The sequence below is a fragment of the Marivivens sp. ABH4_498 genome (assembly GCF_056160585.1).
Window position 1 is genome coordinate 151984 of record NZ_JBSWXL010000004.1, and the last position, 13899, is coordinate 165882.

The 13899-nt window shown below is 53.7% G+C and carries 16 protein-coding genes and 1 tRNA gene; 10 read left to right on the plus strand and 7 right to left on the minus strand.

Translation table 11 applies throughout. The features are described 5' to 3' along the window. The first annotated feature begins 160 nt into the window (after positions 1 to 160). The 3 genes from rpsF to rplI are packed head-to-tail and all read left to right on the plus strand — an operon-like array spanning position 161 to position 1358. Positions 161 to 514: a 30S ribosomal protein S6 gene (gene rpsF, locus ACXAGA_RS10950; protein WP_086450329.1), complete on the plus strand. Its 354-nt coding sequence runs from the start codon at positions 161 to 163 to the stop codon at positions 512 to 514. Between the two features lie 25 nt (positions 515 to 539). Further along, positions 540 to 767, plus strand: a complete 228-nt coding sequence (gene rpsR, locus ACXAGA_RS10955; RefSeq protein ID WP_045996359.1) for a 30S ribosomal protein S18 — start codon at positions 540 to 542, stop codon at positions 765 to 767. A gap of 12 nt (positions 768 to 779) precedes the next feature. Next, positions 780 to 1358 (plus strand): 50S ribosomal protein L9, encoded by a 579-nt coding sequence (rplI, locus tag ACXAGA_RS10960; protein ID WP_475117514.1) that lies wholly within the window; start codon positions 780 to 782, stop codon positions 1356 to 1358. 65 nt (positions 1359 to 1423) lie between these two features. Here the strand turns inward: rplI and ACXAGA_RS10965 are convergent, their stop codons facing one another. The 4 genes from ACXAGA_RS10965 to ACXAGA_RS10980 all read right to left on the minus strand — a co-directional run bounded on the left by ACXAGA_RS10965 (position 1424) and on the right by ACXAGA_RS10980 (position 4731). Next, positions 1424 to 1897 carry a hypothetical protein gene (locus tag ACXAGA_RS10965; RefSeq protein WP_475117515.1) on the minus strand — a complete coding sequence of 158 codons (474 nt, stop codon included), beginning with the start codon at positions 1895 to 1897 and terminating at the stop codon, positions 1424 to 1426. 197 nt (positions 1898 to 2094) lie between these two features. Continuing rightward, entirely contained in the window at positions 2095 to 3420 is a 1326-nt protein-coding gene (gene tig, locus ACXAGA_RS10970) for a trigger factor (protein ID WP_475117516.1), read from the minus strand. 131 nt (positions 3421 to 3551) lie between these two features. Beyond that, positions 3552 to 4481, minus strand: coding sequence for a pirin family protein (locus ACXAGA_RS10975; protein ID WP_475117517.1), 930 nt, complete (start codon positions 4479 to 4481; stop codon positions 3552 to 3554). A 165-nt stretch (positions 4482 to 4646) separates the two neighbouring features. After that, positions 4647 to 4731, minus strand: a tRNA-Leu gene (locus ACXAGA_RS10980). A gap of 189 nt (positions 4732 to 4920) precedes the next feature. Between ACXAGA_RS10980 and ACXAGA_RS10985 the strand changes: the two genes are divergently transcribed. Next, the gene (locus ACXAGA_RS10985) at positions 4921 to 5385 is read left to right on the plus strand and encodes a Hint domain-containing protein (RefSeq protein ID WP_475117518.1); all 465 of its coding nucleotides are present in this window, start codon (positions 4921 to 4923) and stop codon (positions 5383 to 5385) included. 39 nt (positions 5386 to 5424) lie between these two features. On the opposite strand, the gene ACXAGA_RS10990 is transcribed toward ACXAGA_RS10985, so the two are convergent. After that, positions 5425 to 6939 (minus strand): NAD(P)H-hydrate dehydratase, encoded by a 1515-nt coding sequence (locus ACXAGA_RS10990; protein WP_475117650.1) that lies wholly within the window; start codon positions 6937 to 6939, stop codon positions 5425 to 5427. Between the two features lie 203 nt (positions 6940 to 7142). Here ACXAGA_RS10990 and ACXAGA_RS10995 point away from each other — a divergent pair, with 203 nt between their 5' ends. The 3 genes from ACXAGA_RS10995 to ACXAGA_RS11005 all read left to right on the plus strand — a co-directional run bounded on the left by ACXAGA_RS10995 (position 7143) and on the right by ACXAGA_RS11005 (position 9329). Continuing rightward, positions 7143 to 7481 (plus strand): P-II family nitrogen regulator, encoded by a 339-nt coding sequence (locus tag ACXAGA_RS10995; RefSeq protein ID WP_086450323.1) that lies wholly within the window; start codon positions 7143 to 7145, stop codon positions 7479 to 7481. A gap of 38 nt (positions 7482 to 7519) precedes the next feature. Next, positions 7520 to 8938: a type I glutamate--ammonia ligase gene (glnA, locus tag ACXAGA_RS11000; protein WP_475117519.1), complete on the plus strand. Its 1419-nt coding sequence runs from the start codon at positions 7520 to 7522 to the stop codon at positions 8936 to 8938. 211 nt (positions 8939 to 9149) lie between these two features. Further along, on the plus strand, positions 9150 to 9329 hold the full coding sequence (locus ACXAGA_RS11005; RefSeq protein WP_475117520.1) for a hypothetical protein: 180 nt from the start codon (positions 9150 to 9152) through the stop codon (positions 9327 to 9329). Here the strand turns inward: ACXAGA_RS11005 and ACXAGA_RS11010 are convergent. After that, the gene (locus tag ACXAGA_RS11010) at positions 9326 to 10069 is read right to left on the minus strand and encodes a heme-dependent oxidative N-demethylase family protein (protein WP_475117521.1); all 744 of its coding nucleotides are present in this window, start codon (positions 10067 to 10069) and stop codon (positions 9326 to 9328) included. The two genes, ACXAGA_RS11005 and ACXAGA_RS11010, sit on opposite strands and share 4 nt — an antisense overlap. 90 nt (positions 10070 to 10159) lie before the next feature. Here ACXAGA_RS11010 and purB point away from each other — a divergent pair, with 90 nt between their 5' ends. Then, positions 10160 to 11464, plus strand: coding sequence for an adenylosuccinate lyase (purB, locus tag ACXAGA_RS11015; protein ID WP_475117522.1), 1305 nt, complete (start codon positions 10160 to 10162; stop codon positions 11462 to 11464). A 45-nt stretch (positions 11465 to 11509) separates the two neighbouring features. On the opposite strand, the gene ACXAGA_RS11020 is transcribed toward purB, so the two are convergent. Next, a complete protein-coding gene (locus tag ACXAGA_RS11020; RefSeq protein ID WP_475117523.1) occupies positions 11510 to 12133 on the minus strand; it encodes a helix-turn-helix transcriptional regulator in 624 nt (207 codons plus the stop codon). Between the two features lie 123 nt (positions 12134 to 12256). On the opposite strand from ACXAGA_RS11020, the gene ACXAGA_RS11025 reads away from it, so the two are divergent. Both ACXAGA_RS11025 and ACXAGA_RS11030 read left to right on the plus strand, forming a co-directional pair. Then, a complete protein-coding gene (locus ACXAGA_RS11025) occupies positions 12257 to 12745 on the plus strand; it encodes an autoinducer binding domain-containing protein (RefSeq protein WP_475117524.1) in 489 nt (162 codons plus the stop codon). Positions 12746 to 12819: 74 nt separating this feature from the next. Continuing rightward, positions 12820 to 13851, plus strand: coding sequence for a FliG C-terminal domain-containing protein (locus ACXAGA_RS11030; RefSeq protein ID WP_475117525.1), 1032 nt, complete (start codon positions 12820 to 12822; stop codon positions 13849 to 13851). Positions 13852 to 13899: the final 48 nt, after the last annotated feature.

The following is a 13899-nucleotide window of genomic DNA, read 5'->3' on the forward strand; positions in this document are numbered from 1 at the left end:
CTCACGTATCACAGATCATACCAAACAGAGTCTTGTGTTTGACGCCTAACCGCGTATAAGGCCCCATCTTTCCGCAGATCGTATGAACTGCGCAGTCTCTCGTGGGTGGGAGCGGAAAGAAAACCCGCCCTATGAAATGCGCTGAAAAACAGGAGTGCACATGCCACTATACGAGCATGTCTTTATCTCGCGTCAGGACTTGTCCAACGCGCAGGCAGAAAGCCTAGTCGAACACTTCGGCACCGTATTGGCTGACAACGGCGGCAAAGTCGTTGAGAGCGAATACTGGGGCGTTAAGACTATGGCCTACAAGATCAACAAGAACCGCAAAGGCCACTACGCTTTCTTGCGCACCGACGCACCTTCGTCGGCTGTTCAGGAAATGGAACGCCTGATGCGCCTGCATGACGACGTCATGCGTGTTCTGACCATCAAAGTCGACGAACACCAAGAAGGCCCATCGGTTCAGATGCAGAAACGTGACGACCGCGAAGGTCGCCGTGAACGCCGCTAATCCGATCTTGAAAGGACACTAAGTCATGGCTACCAAACCATTTTTCCGTCGTCGTAAGTCGGACCCATTCGAGGGCGAAAACGCTCCGAAAATCGACTACAAAGACACCCGTCTTCTGCAGCGCTACATCTCTGAGCGCGGCAAAATCGTACCTGCCCGCATCACTGCTGTAGGCGCCAAAAACCAGCGTAAACTGGCTCAAGCCATCAAACGCGCTCGTTTCCTGGCTCTGCTGCCATACGCTGTTAAGTAAGGAGCAAATCCAATGGACGTAATCCTGCTAGAACGCGTGGCCAAATTGGGCCAAATGGGCGACATCGTTGCTGTTAAAGACGGCTACGCACGCAACTTCCTGCTGCCTCAGGGCAAAGCACTGCGCGCGAACGAAGCTAACAAAGCAAAGTTCGACGCTGACAAAGCTCAGCTGGAAGCTCGCAACCTGGAAACCAAAAAAGAAGCAGAAGCACTGGGCGATCGTCTGAACGGCGAACAGTTCATCGTGATTCGTTCCGCTTCGGATTCGGGCGCACTGTACGGCTCCGTCACACCTCGTGACATCGCTGACGTTGCTTCCGAAGGTGGCTTCTCGGTCGACAAAAAACAGGTTGTGCTGAACGGCCCAATCAAAGACCTGGGTCTGCACGACGTAAGCGTTGTTCTGCACCCAGAAGTTACCGTTTCGATCACCATCAACGTTGCACGTTCCGCTGAAGAAGCCGAACTGCAAGCGTCGGGTAAATCGATCCAGGAACTGGCTGCCGAAGCTGAAGCAGAAGCAGAAAACGAAATCGCAGAACTGTTCGACGAAGTCGGCGCAGCTGCAGCGGACGAAGACGCCGAATAATCGGCTCTCTTCTTTCGGAAATAGAAAAGCCCCGCTTTTGCGGGGCTTTTTGTTTTCTCACGACCTCAGCGGCGGAATGTTTCTAGCTGTAGCTGGGCATCGCAATAATCGCCGTCATAGGTGCCGATCCAAACATCCAGATAACCATCAATTGGACGGGTCAACACGATGCGTGGATCATAGTTGCCGTTATCGTCGTCGTCATAGTACCACGTTCCCGACGCCGTATTGATCAGCAGCGCGCTATCACAATCGCTGACCACAGCCACCTCTAGCGCCAGTCCGGACATGCCCGAAATTTCCAGCGTGAAATCAGGGGCTGTCGTAAAATATCCCGCACCGATATCGGTTTGCGGCGTCACATTACGACAATTCCCGATGTAGTTTTCACCACCAGCGACCACATTCAAATAAACGCCCTTGCGCATTTGCGAACCGGTCACGCTATAGCTGTCGCCCCATTGCGAATAATCTGGGCAGGCCTGCGCCGCGGTCCCAAGTGCGAACAAACCAAAGGCTGCGCTGATCAAATATCTCATATCATTCTCCAATATTCTCCACCCCTTCGGACAGGGTAGTTTCTCAGGATGATAATCTAAAGGAAAACATGCCGTTTTGACCTAGAACAAACCTTAGTTTTGGACCTTTTAGTCAACTCGTTAACCGTATCGGTTGTCAAAAACGAAAAAGGCGCCCCCTAAGGGACGCCTCTCGAAAGATTAGAAACGAATCTAAATTATTCGTCTTCCAGCGCTTCAACAGCTTTGGTCAGCTCGTCTTTGGACACTTCTTTTTCGGTCACGTCTGCAACGTCAAAGATGTGATCGACAACTTTGTCTTCAAAGATTGGCGCCTGCAGCTGCTGGCGGAACTGTGCGTTCTGCTGAACGAATTCAAAGAACTGACGCTCTTGACCTGGGTACTGGCGTGCTTGGTTCATGACAGCTTGGGTCAGCTCTGCGTCGGAAACCGAAACTTCTGCTTTTTGACCGATGTCAGCCAGGAACAGGCCCAGTTTCACGCGACGTGCAGCCAGAGCTTTGTGCTCGTCGGTTGTTTCGATTTCGCCGTGGTTGTGGTCTTGAACTTCTGGGTTCTCTTCGTGCCACAGCTGGTGTGCGATTTGCGAAGCTTCTTGGGCTACCAGCGATTCTGGCAGGTCGAATTCAACTTTGCCGTCCAGCGCGTCCAGCAGGCTGCGTTTTGCAACTGCGCGTGCTGCGCCTTTGTATTCTTCTTGCAGACGCTCTGCGATTTGGCCTTTCAGACCTTCCAGATCTTCTGCGCCGAATTTTTTCGCCAGCTCGTCATCGATTGCAGCGTCTGCTGGTGCTTTGACTGCTTTGATGGTGCAGGTGAAAACAGCGTCTTTACCAGCCAGGTTCTCTGCGCCGTATTCCTCTGGGAATTTGACGTCGACGTCTTTTTCTTCGCCGGCTTTCACGCCAACCAGACCGTCTTCGAAACCTGGGATGAAGGAGTTCGAACCCAGAACCAGTGGGTAATCAGCAGCGGTGCCGCCTTCGAATGCTTCGCCGTCAACTTTGCCAACGAAATCCATGACAACTTGGTCGCCGTTTTCTGCTGCGCCGTCTTTGTCTTCGAACGACTGAGCCGTTTTCGCCAGGTTTTCCAGCGCTTCGGTAACCGATGCGTCGTCAGCTTTGACAACCAGACGCTCTAGTTTGATGTCTTTGAAATCGACTTCTGGAACATCAGGAAGACGTTCGTAGGAAACTTCAACAACAACGTCGTCGCCTTCTTTCCAGTCTTCGTTGGTCATTTTCATTTCAGGCTGTGCAGCAGGACGGTCACCCGATTCTTTCAGGTGGTCGTTCATTGCGCCGTCGATGGCTTCTTGCATCGATTCACCCAGAACGCGTGGGCCGAACTGTTTCTTCAGCATCGCCATTGGCACTTTGCCTTTGCGGAAACCCTTCATTTCGATGTCGGGCTGCGCTTCGGTCAGCTTTTCGTTTACTTTCGCTTCCAGCTCTGCTGCGGTTACAGTGATGGTGTAGCCGCGCTTTAGGCCTTCGTTCAGAGTCTCGGTGACCTGCATCCTATGCGTCCTTTATTTGTGTCGTTGGACCGCGCGCGGCGGCCTTTAAATCAGACGCACTTCTATGTGGGGCGGCCTTTCGTGGCAAGGCGAAAAAGGGCTAGTTTTGCAGCTATACGGGGTCATTTTGCCTAAGGAAGCGGAATCCATTCATTTTCATCCCCAACAGGCAGGTCAAAAATGCCTTCGCCCCAGCGTTCGGCCTGCCAATGTTCTTTGGCTTCTTCGATCCTTTCTTTGGATGAGGACACGAAATTCCACCACATATGGCGCGGTTCATCCAATGTGGCGCCGCCCAGCAGCAGCAAACGCGCACCGGACGCCCCTGCCCTGACGCTGATTTTATCGCCCGGACGAAACACCAACATACGGCCAGCATCAAAGGTGTCCCCCGCCACGTCGATTGATCCGTCCAATATATAGATGCCGCGGTCTTCGTGGTCGTCGGGCAATGGCATTTGATGATGTGGCGCGACTGCCGCGTCCACATAGAACATATCTGTGAACGTAGACACCGGCGACACCTGCCCCCACGCGCGGCCCATGATCACGCGGGCGGTGATGCCTTCGGCATTTAGAACAGGCAGAGCCTCTTTGCCGTGGTGTTCGAAACTGGCGGCCGAATCTTCGGCCCCTTTGGGCAATGCGACCCAAGTTTGAATGCCCAACAATGAATGCGGGTTTTTGCGGGTTTCGGCGCTTGTGCGTTCAGAATGCGTGACCGCGCGGCCCGACACCATCCAATTGACTTCGCCAGGTAGGATCAGTTGATCGCTGCCCAAACTGTCGCGGTGCTGAAATTCACCGCGATATAAATAGGTGACCGTCCCCAATCCGATATGAGGATGCGGCCGAACATCAATACCTTCGCCCGTGACAAATTCGGCAGGACCCGCCTGATCGAAAAACACAAACGGCCCAACCGTGCGGCGACCGACGACAGGCAACGCGCGGCGTACTTCGAATCCCCCGATATCGCGGGATCGTGGGACGATGACCGTTTCAATTGATTCTGCTGCGATCAAACCTGCATCATGCGCAACTGAGGGGTTCCAGCTCATGTTCAGCCTTTCCGGTATCTACACATGACAAACTGACACGAGCCCTGCGAAATTCAACGCACAAAGGCTGTGCAAACGCCTTGAATTTAAGGGGATACAAACGCAAACGGGCGCAGCAGATGCCGCGCCCGTTTCGCAATAACCAGTTGGTAACACTGGAATTTGTGGTGCGGGTGGAGGGACTTGAACCCCCACGCCTCGCGGCGCCAGAACCTAAATCTGGTGCGTCTACCAATTTCGCCACACCCGCATTGGCGGTCGATATAACGAAGCTTTTCAGGAAGTGCGAGAGCAAAAATCAACTTTTTTCGACTGTGTCCAAAAGTCTAGGTCACAGGCTCTTTCAGGCAGCCCCCGTAGATTTTCGAGTGCAAAGCGCAACTAAATGCTTAGACTGCCCGTATTGAGGCAGAATACATAGCAAAGAGCGGAAACCGCCATGCACCTAGAGACATTACTCCGTCCGGCGGATTCCGTCGGCGCACGCCCTTTATCTGGCCTTTTGGCTGGCACGACGATTCTAACTATGGATGGTCAACTGCCAGTCGAAACATTGGCCGAAGGTGACCGCGTGATTACGCGCGACGCTGGGATGGCGATCCTGAAAGAGATAAAAGCTTTTACCGTGACCGCCCCCGCGTATCGCGTGAAGGCAGGCACATTGGGCAATACCCGTCCGGACTGTGATACGATCGTTGCTCGCGACGCGCTGATCCACATCCGCGACTGGCGCGCGCAAGCGATCTATGGTGATGACACCGCGCTGGTTCCCGCGCATCGTTTGGCCGACGGCGAATACATTGCCGAACTGAACGAAGTGGAACGCGTCATGTTCGAACTGATCTTTGACAAACAGCACATCGTTTATGCAGACGGTCTGGAAATCGCGACTGCTGTTGTTTGATCGCCGCGCTACGCGCGACTGTTTCATGAAACGCCGTCCCTATCGGGGCGGCGTTTCGGTTTTGGGCTGCAACGACTGTAGCACCGCAGGAATGACATCGGGCAAATCAGAAGCGATCAGGCCAATACCGAAGTGTCGCGCCGCCTGCGCATGAACCCAAGCAGCTTGTGCCGGATCACGCATGCCGGCGATCACCCCAGCAAGAACATCACCTGCCCCTGCCGTACCCAGCCACGGCACGGCGTCCTCGTAAACGCTTGCGCATAGCTGAGTGCCAAAATGAGGGTCGGCAATGATGGTATCCCGTCCTTTCAACAGAACCGTGCAACCGAACCGCTGCGCGGCGGCCTCAGCTGCGTCGATTTTCGGTAGAGATGCCAAATCTGGGCACAGGCGTGCAAATTCGCCGCTATGAGGTGTCAGGACGCATTTGACATGCAGCTGCGCCATCAGATCGTTTGACCGCGACAACGCTGTTATAGCGTCCGCATCAATCACTGTGTACCGATCTGCTGCCAAAAGTGTCGGCATCAATTCCAACGACTGATCTACGCCCGTAGCAGGACCCACGCAAATACGATCAAACCTAGGGTCTTGTAACAAATCCTGCAGATCCTGCGCATGATCCAAAGGACGCAACATCACCGCTGTTTCATGGCAGGCGTAGATATTCAACGCGTCACGCGGCGCGGCAATGGTCACCAAACCAGCCCCTGCCCGCAACGCCGCCCGTGCAGCCAAACGCGCCGCCCCCGTGGCATACCGCCCCCCACCAATGACCAAGACATGACCACGGGTATATTTATGCCCAGACGATGAAACTGCAGGCGGGATGCCCGCCCGCGGTCGAACCAATTTGACCGCATCGGTCTGGACCGAGCCGATTCCCAAATCAACAACGGCCAGATCCGCGATCAGGTCTGGGCCTTGCCCGACGAAATGGCACCGTTTTGGCGCATGAAACGTGACGGCCAAATCACAATACCACCCGAACGCCCGATCACCCGATGGATCATCGATCATCAGGTCTCCTGTGTCGGTATTCAGTCCGCTAGGCATATCGACAGCGACGACGTATCCGCCGCGCGATGACACCAGATCATTCGCCCAATTGGACAGCGCATTTAACGCTGTGGCTAATTCGCCCGCGATCGGACGCGTCAGACCTGTGCCGAAAATAGCATCGATCCAAAGATCAGGATGATTGTGGTCGCCGGTCTGGCGCAGGAACGCCTGTAGATCGGAAAAAGGCCGCACCTGACCTAATTCGCTCCATCTATCATAGTTCAGGCGCGCATCAGGCGGCAAACGACCGCTATCGCCGTAGAAAAAGACTGTCACCGCCCACCCGCATTGATGAAGCAGCCGCGCAACGACAAAACCGTCGCCGCCGTTGTTGCCGGGACCACATAGAATGACCGCATGACCGACAGACGTTTTCAAATCGGGCCACTTTGACCAGATTTCATCGACAATGCCCCGCCCTGCACGTTCCATCAAATCGGCGCCGGATTGGCGGCCGGACCTGATCTCATGCTGCTCTGCGGCGCGCATTTGTGCAGCGGTTAAAATTTCATCCCTGCAATTTGCATAAAAAGTTTTCAAACCGCACACCCAATAGTCATGTTGCACATTTTTTAATCACACAATATGGAATCACACAGTAACAAACGTCATTCGTCAGACTACCCGATTGTGGTTGCTTTGCAGACATGGTCTGACGCCCCAGACACACTAATGCGGAGGGAGTCGCGCCCATGAAAAAGATCGAAGCGATCATCAAGCCGTTCAAGCTCGACGAAGTCAAAGAGGCTTTGCAAGAAGCTGGCGTTCAGGGCCTGTCGGTCATCGAAGTAAAAGGCTTTGGCCGTCAAAAAGGTCACACCGAATTGTACCGAGGTGCAGAGTACGTTGTAGACTTCCTTCCTAAAGTCATGATCACGGTCGTTTTGGCCGACGATCAGGTCGATGGCGCTATCGAAGCGATCATCGGCGCTGCCAAGACCGATAAAATCGGCGACGGCAAAATTTTCGTTTCGCCTGTTGAACAAGCGATCCGCATCCGTACCGGCGAACGCGACGACGACGCACTGTAATCTCCGGCACACTTCAAAAGTCCAAGAGGAAATCAAGGATGAACATTCAAGAAGTTCTAAAGCTTATGGCTGACGAAGACGTTCAGTACGTCGACGTTCGCTTCACCGACCCGCGCGGTAAACTGCAGCACGTGACCCTGCGTCACACCGAAGTAGACGAAGATTTCTTCGAAGAAGGCTTCATGTTCGACGGTTCGTCGATCGCTGGCTGGAAATCGATCGATCAGTCCGACATGAAACTGATCCCTGATGCGTCGTCCGCATACATCGACCCATTCTACGCAGAGAAAACCCTGTGCGTACACTGTGACGTTGTTGAGCCAGACACCGGCGAATCCTACGACCGCTGCCCACGTCAGACCGCAAACCGCGCAGAAGCCTACCTGGTTTCCTCGGGTATCGGTGACACCGCATATTTCGGTCCAGAAGCTGAATTCTTCATCTTCGACGACGTACGCTACTCGGTTTCGATGAACAAAGTATCGTACCAAGTTGACGCAATCGACGGCGCTTGGAACACCGACACCGATTTCCGTTCGTCGGACGGCATCGGCAACACCGGTCACCGCCCAGGTGTCAAAGGTGGTTACTTCCCAGTAAACCCAATCGACGACGCACAAGACATGCGTGGCGAAATGCTGTCGACCATGGCTCGTATGGGCATGAAAGTTGACAAGCACCACCACGAAGTTGCTTCGTGCCAGCACGAACTGGGCCTGATTTTCGGCACCCTGACCCATCAGGCTGACGAAATCCAGAAATACAAATACGTCATCCACAACGTTGCACAGTCCTACGGCAAATCGGCGACCTTCATGCCGAAGCCAATCTCGGGCGACAACGGCACCGGCATGCACGTAAACATGTCGATCTGGAAAGACGGCAAGCCTCTGTTCGCAGGCGACAAATACGCTGACCTGTCCCAAGAAGCTCTGTACTTCATCGGTGGTATCCTGAAGCACGCAAAAGCGCTGAACGCGATCACCAACCCATCGACCAACTCGTACAAGCGTCTGATCCCAGGCTTCGAAGCTCCTGTTCTGCGCGCTTACTCGGCACGTAACCGTTCGGGTTGTGTACGTATTCCTTGGTCGGAATCGCCAAAGGCAAAACGCGTCGAAGCTCGTTTCCCAGATCCATCGGCAAACCCATACCTGTGCTTTGCTGCACTGATGATGGCTGGCCTAGACGGCATCAAAAACAAGATCGATCCAGGCCCATCGTCGGACAAAGACCTGTACGATCTGCCACCAGAAGAACTGGCAGCAATCCCAACCGTTTGTGGTTCGCTGCGCGAAGCTCTGGAAGCTCTGGAAGCAGACATGGACTTCTTGCTGGAAGGTGGCGTGTTCACCAAAGGTCAGCTGGAAGGCTACATGGCTCTGAAATGGGACGAAGTGTACGCATACGAGCACACTCCACACCCAGTAGAATACCAGCTGTACTACAGCTGCTAATTTCTACGACACCCAAACGAAAGGGCGCCTTTGGGCGCCCTTTTGCATTTCCGGACAGCCCCAAAACTGTGATTGAAATCATACGGGTAAAATAGGTGACACCCCTGCTGTCGCATTTCTTACAATCAACAATTTTGTAACGAATTACGTCTAATTTCGGCCTCATTCCTTCCGTAACCAAGGCCAAGTAACAAGTAAGCAGGGCAAGTTAATGCTGCAAAATATCAAATCCTTTATGACCCCGAATTCGGACCAGAAACCGATGTCGGCCGATAGCAAGCCCGTCGACCTGACCCGTTTGGAACTGTCGCAACCTCAGAAACGCGAAACCGAAAACAAACGCCTCAGCTCTGCGCTGTCGCGTATCAATTCGATTTTGTCCCCGAACTAAGGCAACGCAACAACGCAGGTTTGGATCGCGAATAGAACTGCGCCCGATTTTGGTAGGCGCAGGACAGTTTGCCGTTCGCTGCGTTCATAACGCGCATCAATATCGGTATAAGGCCGCGGATCATTTTCGGCGCGTACGTGAAATAGGTCTGGTTCTTCGTAGGTGTGCAAATTAGCGCGCCAGATTGGCCGACCTGGCTGAATACCATCGAATAAACGTTGAACGCGGCTGGCGATGTTATCGTCATAGGGCGGAACCGGCACATGAATACGCGTCAACGGCTGTCCAATCTTTTCGGCCAACGTCCATGCCGCTGGAAAACACAACAACGCTGCGGTCAACACGTGTTCATCGCCATGCTTTTCCAAAAGACACAAATCTTCGGTCACCAACTGACTTAGCGTTAGGAACGGATCATTGCGGTCTATCGTGATTTTCTGCCCGTCTGGACGCTTAACGCTGTCCCCACTGCGATCAAACCCGTCCAGCCCCACAATTTCTGCCAGTACATAATCCAGCAATTCAGAAACCGCTGGTTCTGCGCCATTCGTGATTTGGCACACGGCCTGCCGGTTCTGGGTCATCAATCGGGCTTTTTCAGCCAATTGCGCGGAATAGGCATCGTCGATCGTAACCCAAGACCCCTGAACAGGTTTCATGGCCGGCAAACGCGCTGTTGCGGCCTCTCTTTGGTCGGCGGGGATCATGGATTGCAGAATCATACCAGAATGTTGGGTCAATCGGCTGGCTTTGACCAGTCATGGTCTTGTGACCACGGGTCATGCGCAGTAATACCCACCCAACCATTCCAGACACAAAGGTCGCTGCCGATGATCCCCCGTTATGCCCGCCCCGACATGGTTGCCATTTGGGAACCTGCTACCAAATTCAAAATCTGGTACGAAATCGAGGCGCACGCCTGTGACGCACAAGCCAAACTGGGCGTGATCCCACAGGAAAACGCAGACGCCGTTTGGAAAGCCAAAGACGTAGAATTCGACGTGGCGCGCATCGACGAAATCGAAGCTGTCACAAAACACGACGTCATCGCGTTCCTGACGCACCTTGCAGAACACGTCGGTTCCGAAGAGGCCCGTTTCGTTCACCAAGGCATGACTTCGTCCGACGTTCTGGACACCTGCCTGAACGTTCAGCTTGTTCGCGCATCCGACATCCTGATCAAGGATATGGAAGCCCTGCTGGCCGCGCTGAAAAAGCGCGCGATCGAACACAAAAACACCGTTCGCGTTGGTCGTTCCCACGGTATTCACGCTGAACCAACCACCATGGGCCTGACCTTTGCGCGTTTCTATGCGGAAATGGATCGTAACCTGTCCCGCCTGAAACACGCCCGCGAAGAAATCGCAACTGGCGCGATCTCGGGTGCTGTTGGTACGTTTGCGAACATCGACCCAGCGGTTGAAGAACATGTTTGCGAACAGCTGGGCCTGAAACCAGAGCCAATTTCGACCCAAGTTATCCCGCGCGACCGTCACGCGATGTTCTTTGCTGTGCTGGGCGTGATTGCATCGTCGATCGAAAACGTAGCCATCGAAATCCGCCACATGCAGCGTACCGAAGTTCTGGAAGGCGCCGAATTCTTCTCGATGGGTCAAAAAGGCTCGTCCGCGATGCCGCACAAAAAGAACCCAGTTCTGACCGAAAACCTGACCGGTCTGGCACGTCTGGTGCGCATGACCGTGATCCCAGCGATGGAAAACGTGGCGCTGTGGCACGAACGCGATATTTCGCATTCGTCCGTTGAACGCGGCATCGGCCCTGATGCGACCATCACTTTGGACTTTGCTTTGAACCGTCTGACCGGCGTTATCGACAAGATGCTGGTGTTCCCACAGAACATGCTGGACAACATGAACAAATTCCCAGGTCTGGTGATGTCGCAGCGCGTTCTGCTGGCACTGACCCAAGCAGGCGTATCGCGCGAAGACGCATATTCCATGGTTCAGCGTAACGCGCTGAAAGTATGGGAAGACCGCGTTGATTTCCGCGAACTGTTGCTGGCCGACGCCGAAGTCGTCGCCGCATTGGGCGAAGACGGCATCAACGCCAAATTCGACATGGATTACCATACCAAACACGTCGACACGATTTTCAAACGTGTGTTTGGCGAATAATTCGGATCAGGGGCCTTCGGGCCCCTTTTTCATTTCTGGAAACGATTAAATCAGCCCGTAGGCCCGCGCGAGCGATGCAGCCTGGGCTGATGTGTTCGCACCAAGTTTTGTTTTGGCATTCTTTAGGCGCTGTTTGACCGCACCTTCGGTCACACCCAATTCATGTGCGATCTGTTTCAATCGCATGCCTTCACCGATCATGGATAAGGCTTCGGTTTCTGCAATTGTGATGTTGCTGGGCGGCATACAGCGACGGTGCAGACGCTGCACACGATCCAACAGCATCGCCATTTCATCATCGGTAAATTCGCGATCCCCGCGCAAGAACGACCCAAACGACCTCACGCCCTGCCCGCCTTCGTCCAGACAAGCAACAGACACGCCGTAATTCAATCCAAACTGTTTGGCCTGTTCCATCACGCCAAAGGGATCGAACTGAGCCAGCTCTGACCAACGAATTGTGCCCGTTTTTGCATAGGCCCACCGAAACACGGGATCCTGCACCACCATTCGGTTGGCTGCATAGTGCTGCAGCCATTTGCGCGGCAGTGCGTTGATTTCCTCTAACGGAAACGCAAAACCCACACGCAACGCGATATGATGACCTAGCGGCGCCACCTTATTTATTTCTTGTGCATAATCGCTCGTTGATGCGAAAACGAAACTCATAGCGCCGCCCTTTGCAGACTTAACATTACTGTGTTTGCAGACGGACGCGGAATAGGTCATAGACAACCGTATCCAAGTGTACGCCTTGAGAAAACAAAGAAACTCTTCATACCATACAGCCTCATGACGACGACCAAATCCCAGATCAGATCGACCCTAACAACAGCACAAACGCTATGTCCGTCGGGGTTCGCCTTGGGGTTGCATATTGTATATAACGCACCTTCGATCATGCTGCAAACCTACAGAGCCGATTGGACAGCAATATATGTCGAAAAAGGCATGGTTGTCGCCGATCCGACCGTTCATTGGGCATTTCAAAACCGTGGTGCGGCGCGTTGGTCGGAAATTGACATTCCTGACCCAGACAAAGTCATGACCCAAGCGGCCGAGCACGGTTTGGTCTATGGCTGCGTGACCAGTATTCAGCCCAACGACGTTCAGTCCATGGGGTTCTTTGCCCGCGATGACCGCGAATTTACGGATGATGAAATCCAATCGCTGTTGGACTGCACACAAAAGATACACGACCTAACCGATCCGTCCGAACCGCTAAGCATCGACATCCGCGCCGACCTGAAATCACTGTCGGTTATGTTGACCACCCCCTAAACCTGCGATCCCGTTAGGAATTGATTTACCACAGGTTTGTATCATTTAGCGGAATAGACAAATGATGATCTGTGATGGCCGACGGACAAACACTGACCCCTAAACCATTGCCCCGTAGACAAAAAGCGGCGGTGATACTTCAGTTTTTGCATGACAACGGGATCAATCCTGATCTGGCGTTGCTATCAGAAGATGCGCAAATCGCCCTGACCCGCGAAATGGGATTGATCGGGCAGATAGACACGCTAACAATCGATTGCGTGATCCGTGAATTTCTGGACGCTGTCGAACACACGGGCCTGTCTGGGCCCAACGGTTTGTCCGATGCCTTTAAACAGATCAGCGGATCACTGTCCGAAACCGTTCAGGCCAGACTAAAGGATGAAATTTCAGGGACAGACCCGTGGGGCGCCGTGAAAGCCATGCCAACGGATCGATTGCGCCAAATCATGCAGGCCGAAGCGATCGAAATCGGGTCGATCATCCTTGGCCAATTGCCCGTAGACATAGCCGCAGACATATTGGGCCAACTGCCCGGCGATCATGCGCGCAAAATCACCTATGCAATGTCGCGCACTAATGGGGTGTCGTCACAGATTTTGGGGCTGATCGGCACAACCCTAAACGAATCATATCAACGCAAATCCGATCCGGTGTTTGGCGACACACCGCCCAAACGGTTGGGTGCAATCCTGACTGCATCGCAGGGCAAGCTACGCGATAGCCTGTTGGATGACCTGAACCAAGAGGATCCAGTTTTCACCAACGAAGTGCGCCAATCGATCTTTACCTTTGCCGATATCCCCGAACGGATCGCACCACCTGACGTCCCGACCATCATCCGCGAAGTGCCAAACGACATTGCAATTCCTGCACTTGCGTGCGCTTTGGCCATTGCAGGGCCCACAACCGATGCGGCCGCCTATATCCTGTCGAACCTATCGAAACGACTGGCCGAACAGCTGAAAGAAGATATCGAAGCCGCCCCCACGCCATCCCCCAGCGAAGGCGAACAGGCACAATCCAAATTCATTTCCGTCGTCAGTGATTTGGCATCAAAGGGCGACATCGCTTTGATCCGTGCCAAGTCATCGGACGGCGCGTAATCTGTGGGAAAACTTGTTCTTTGCGGCGCAGGCCATTATCTGATGGCC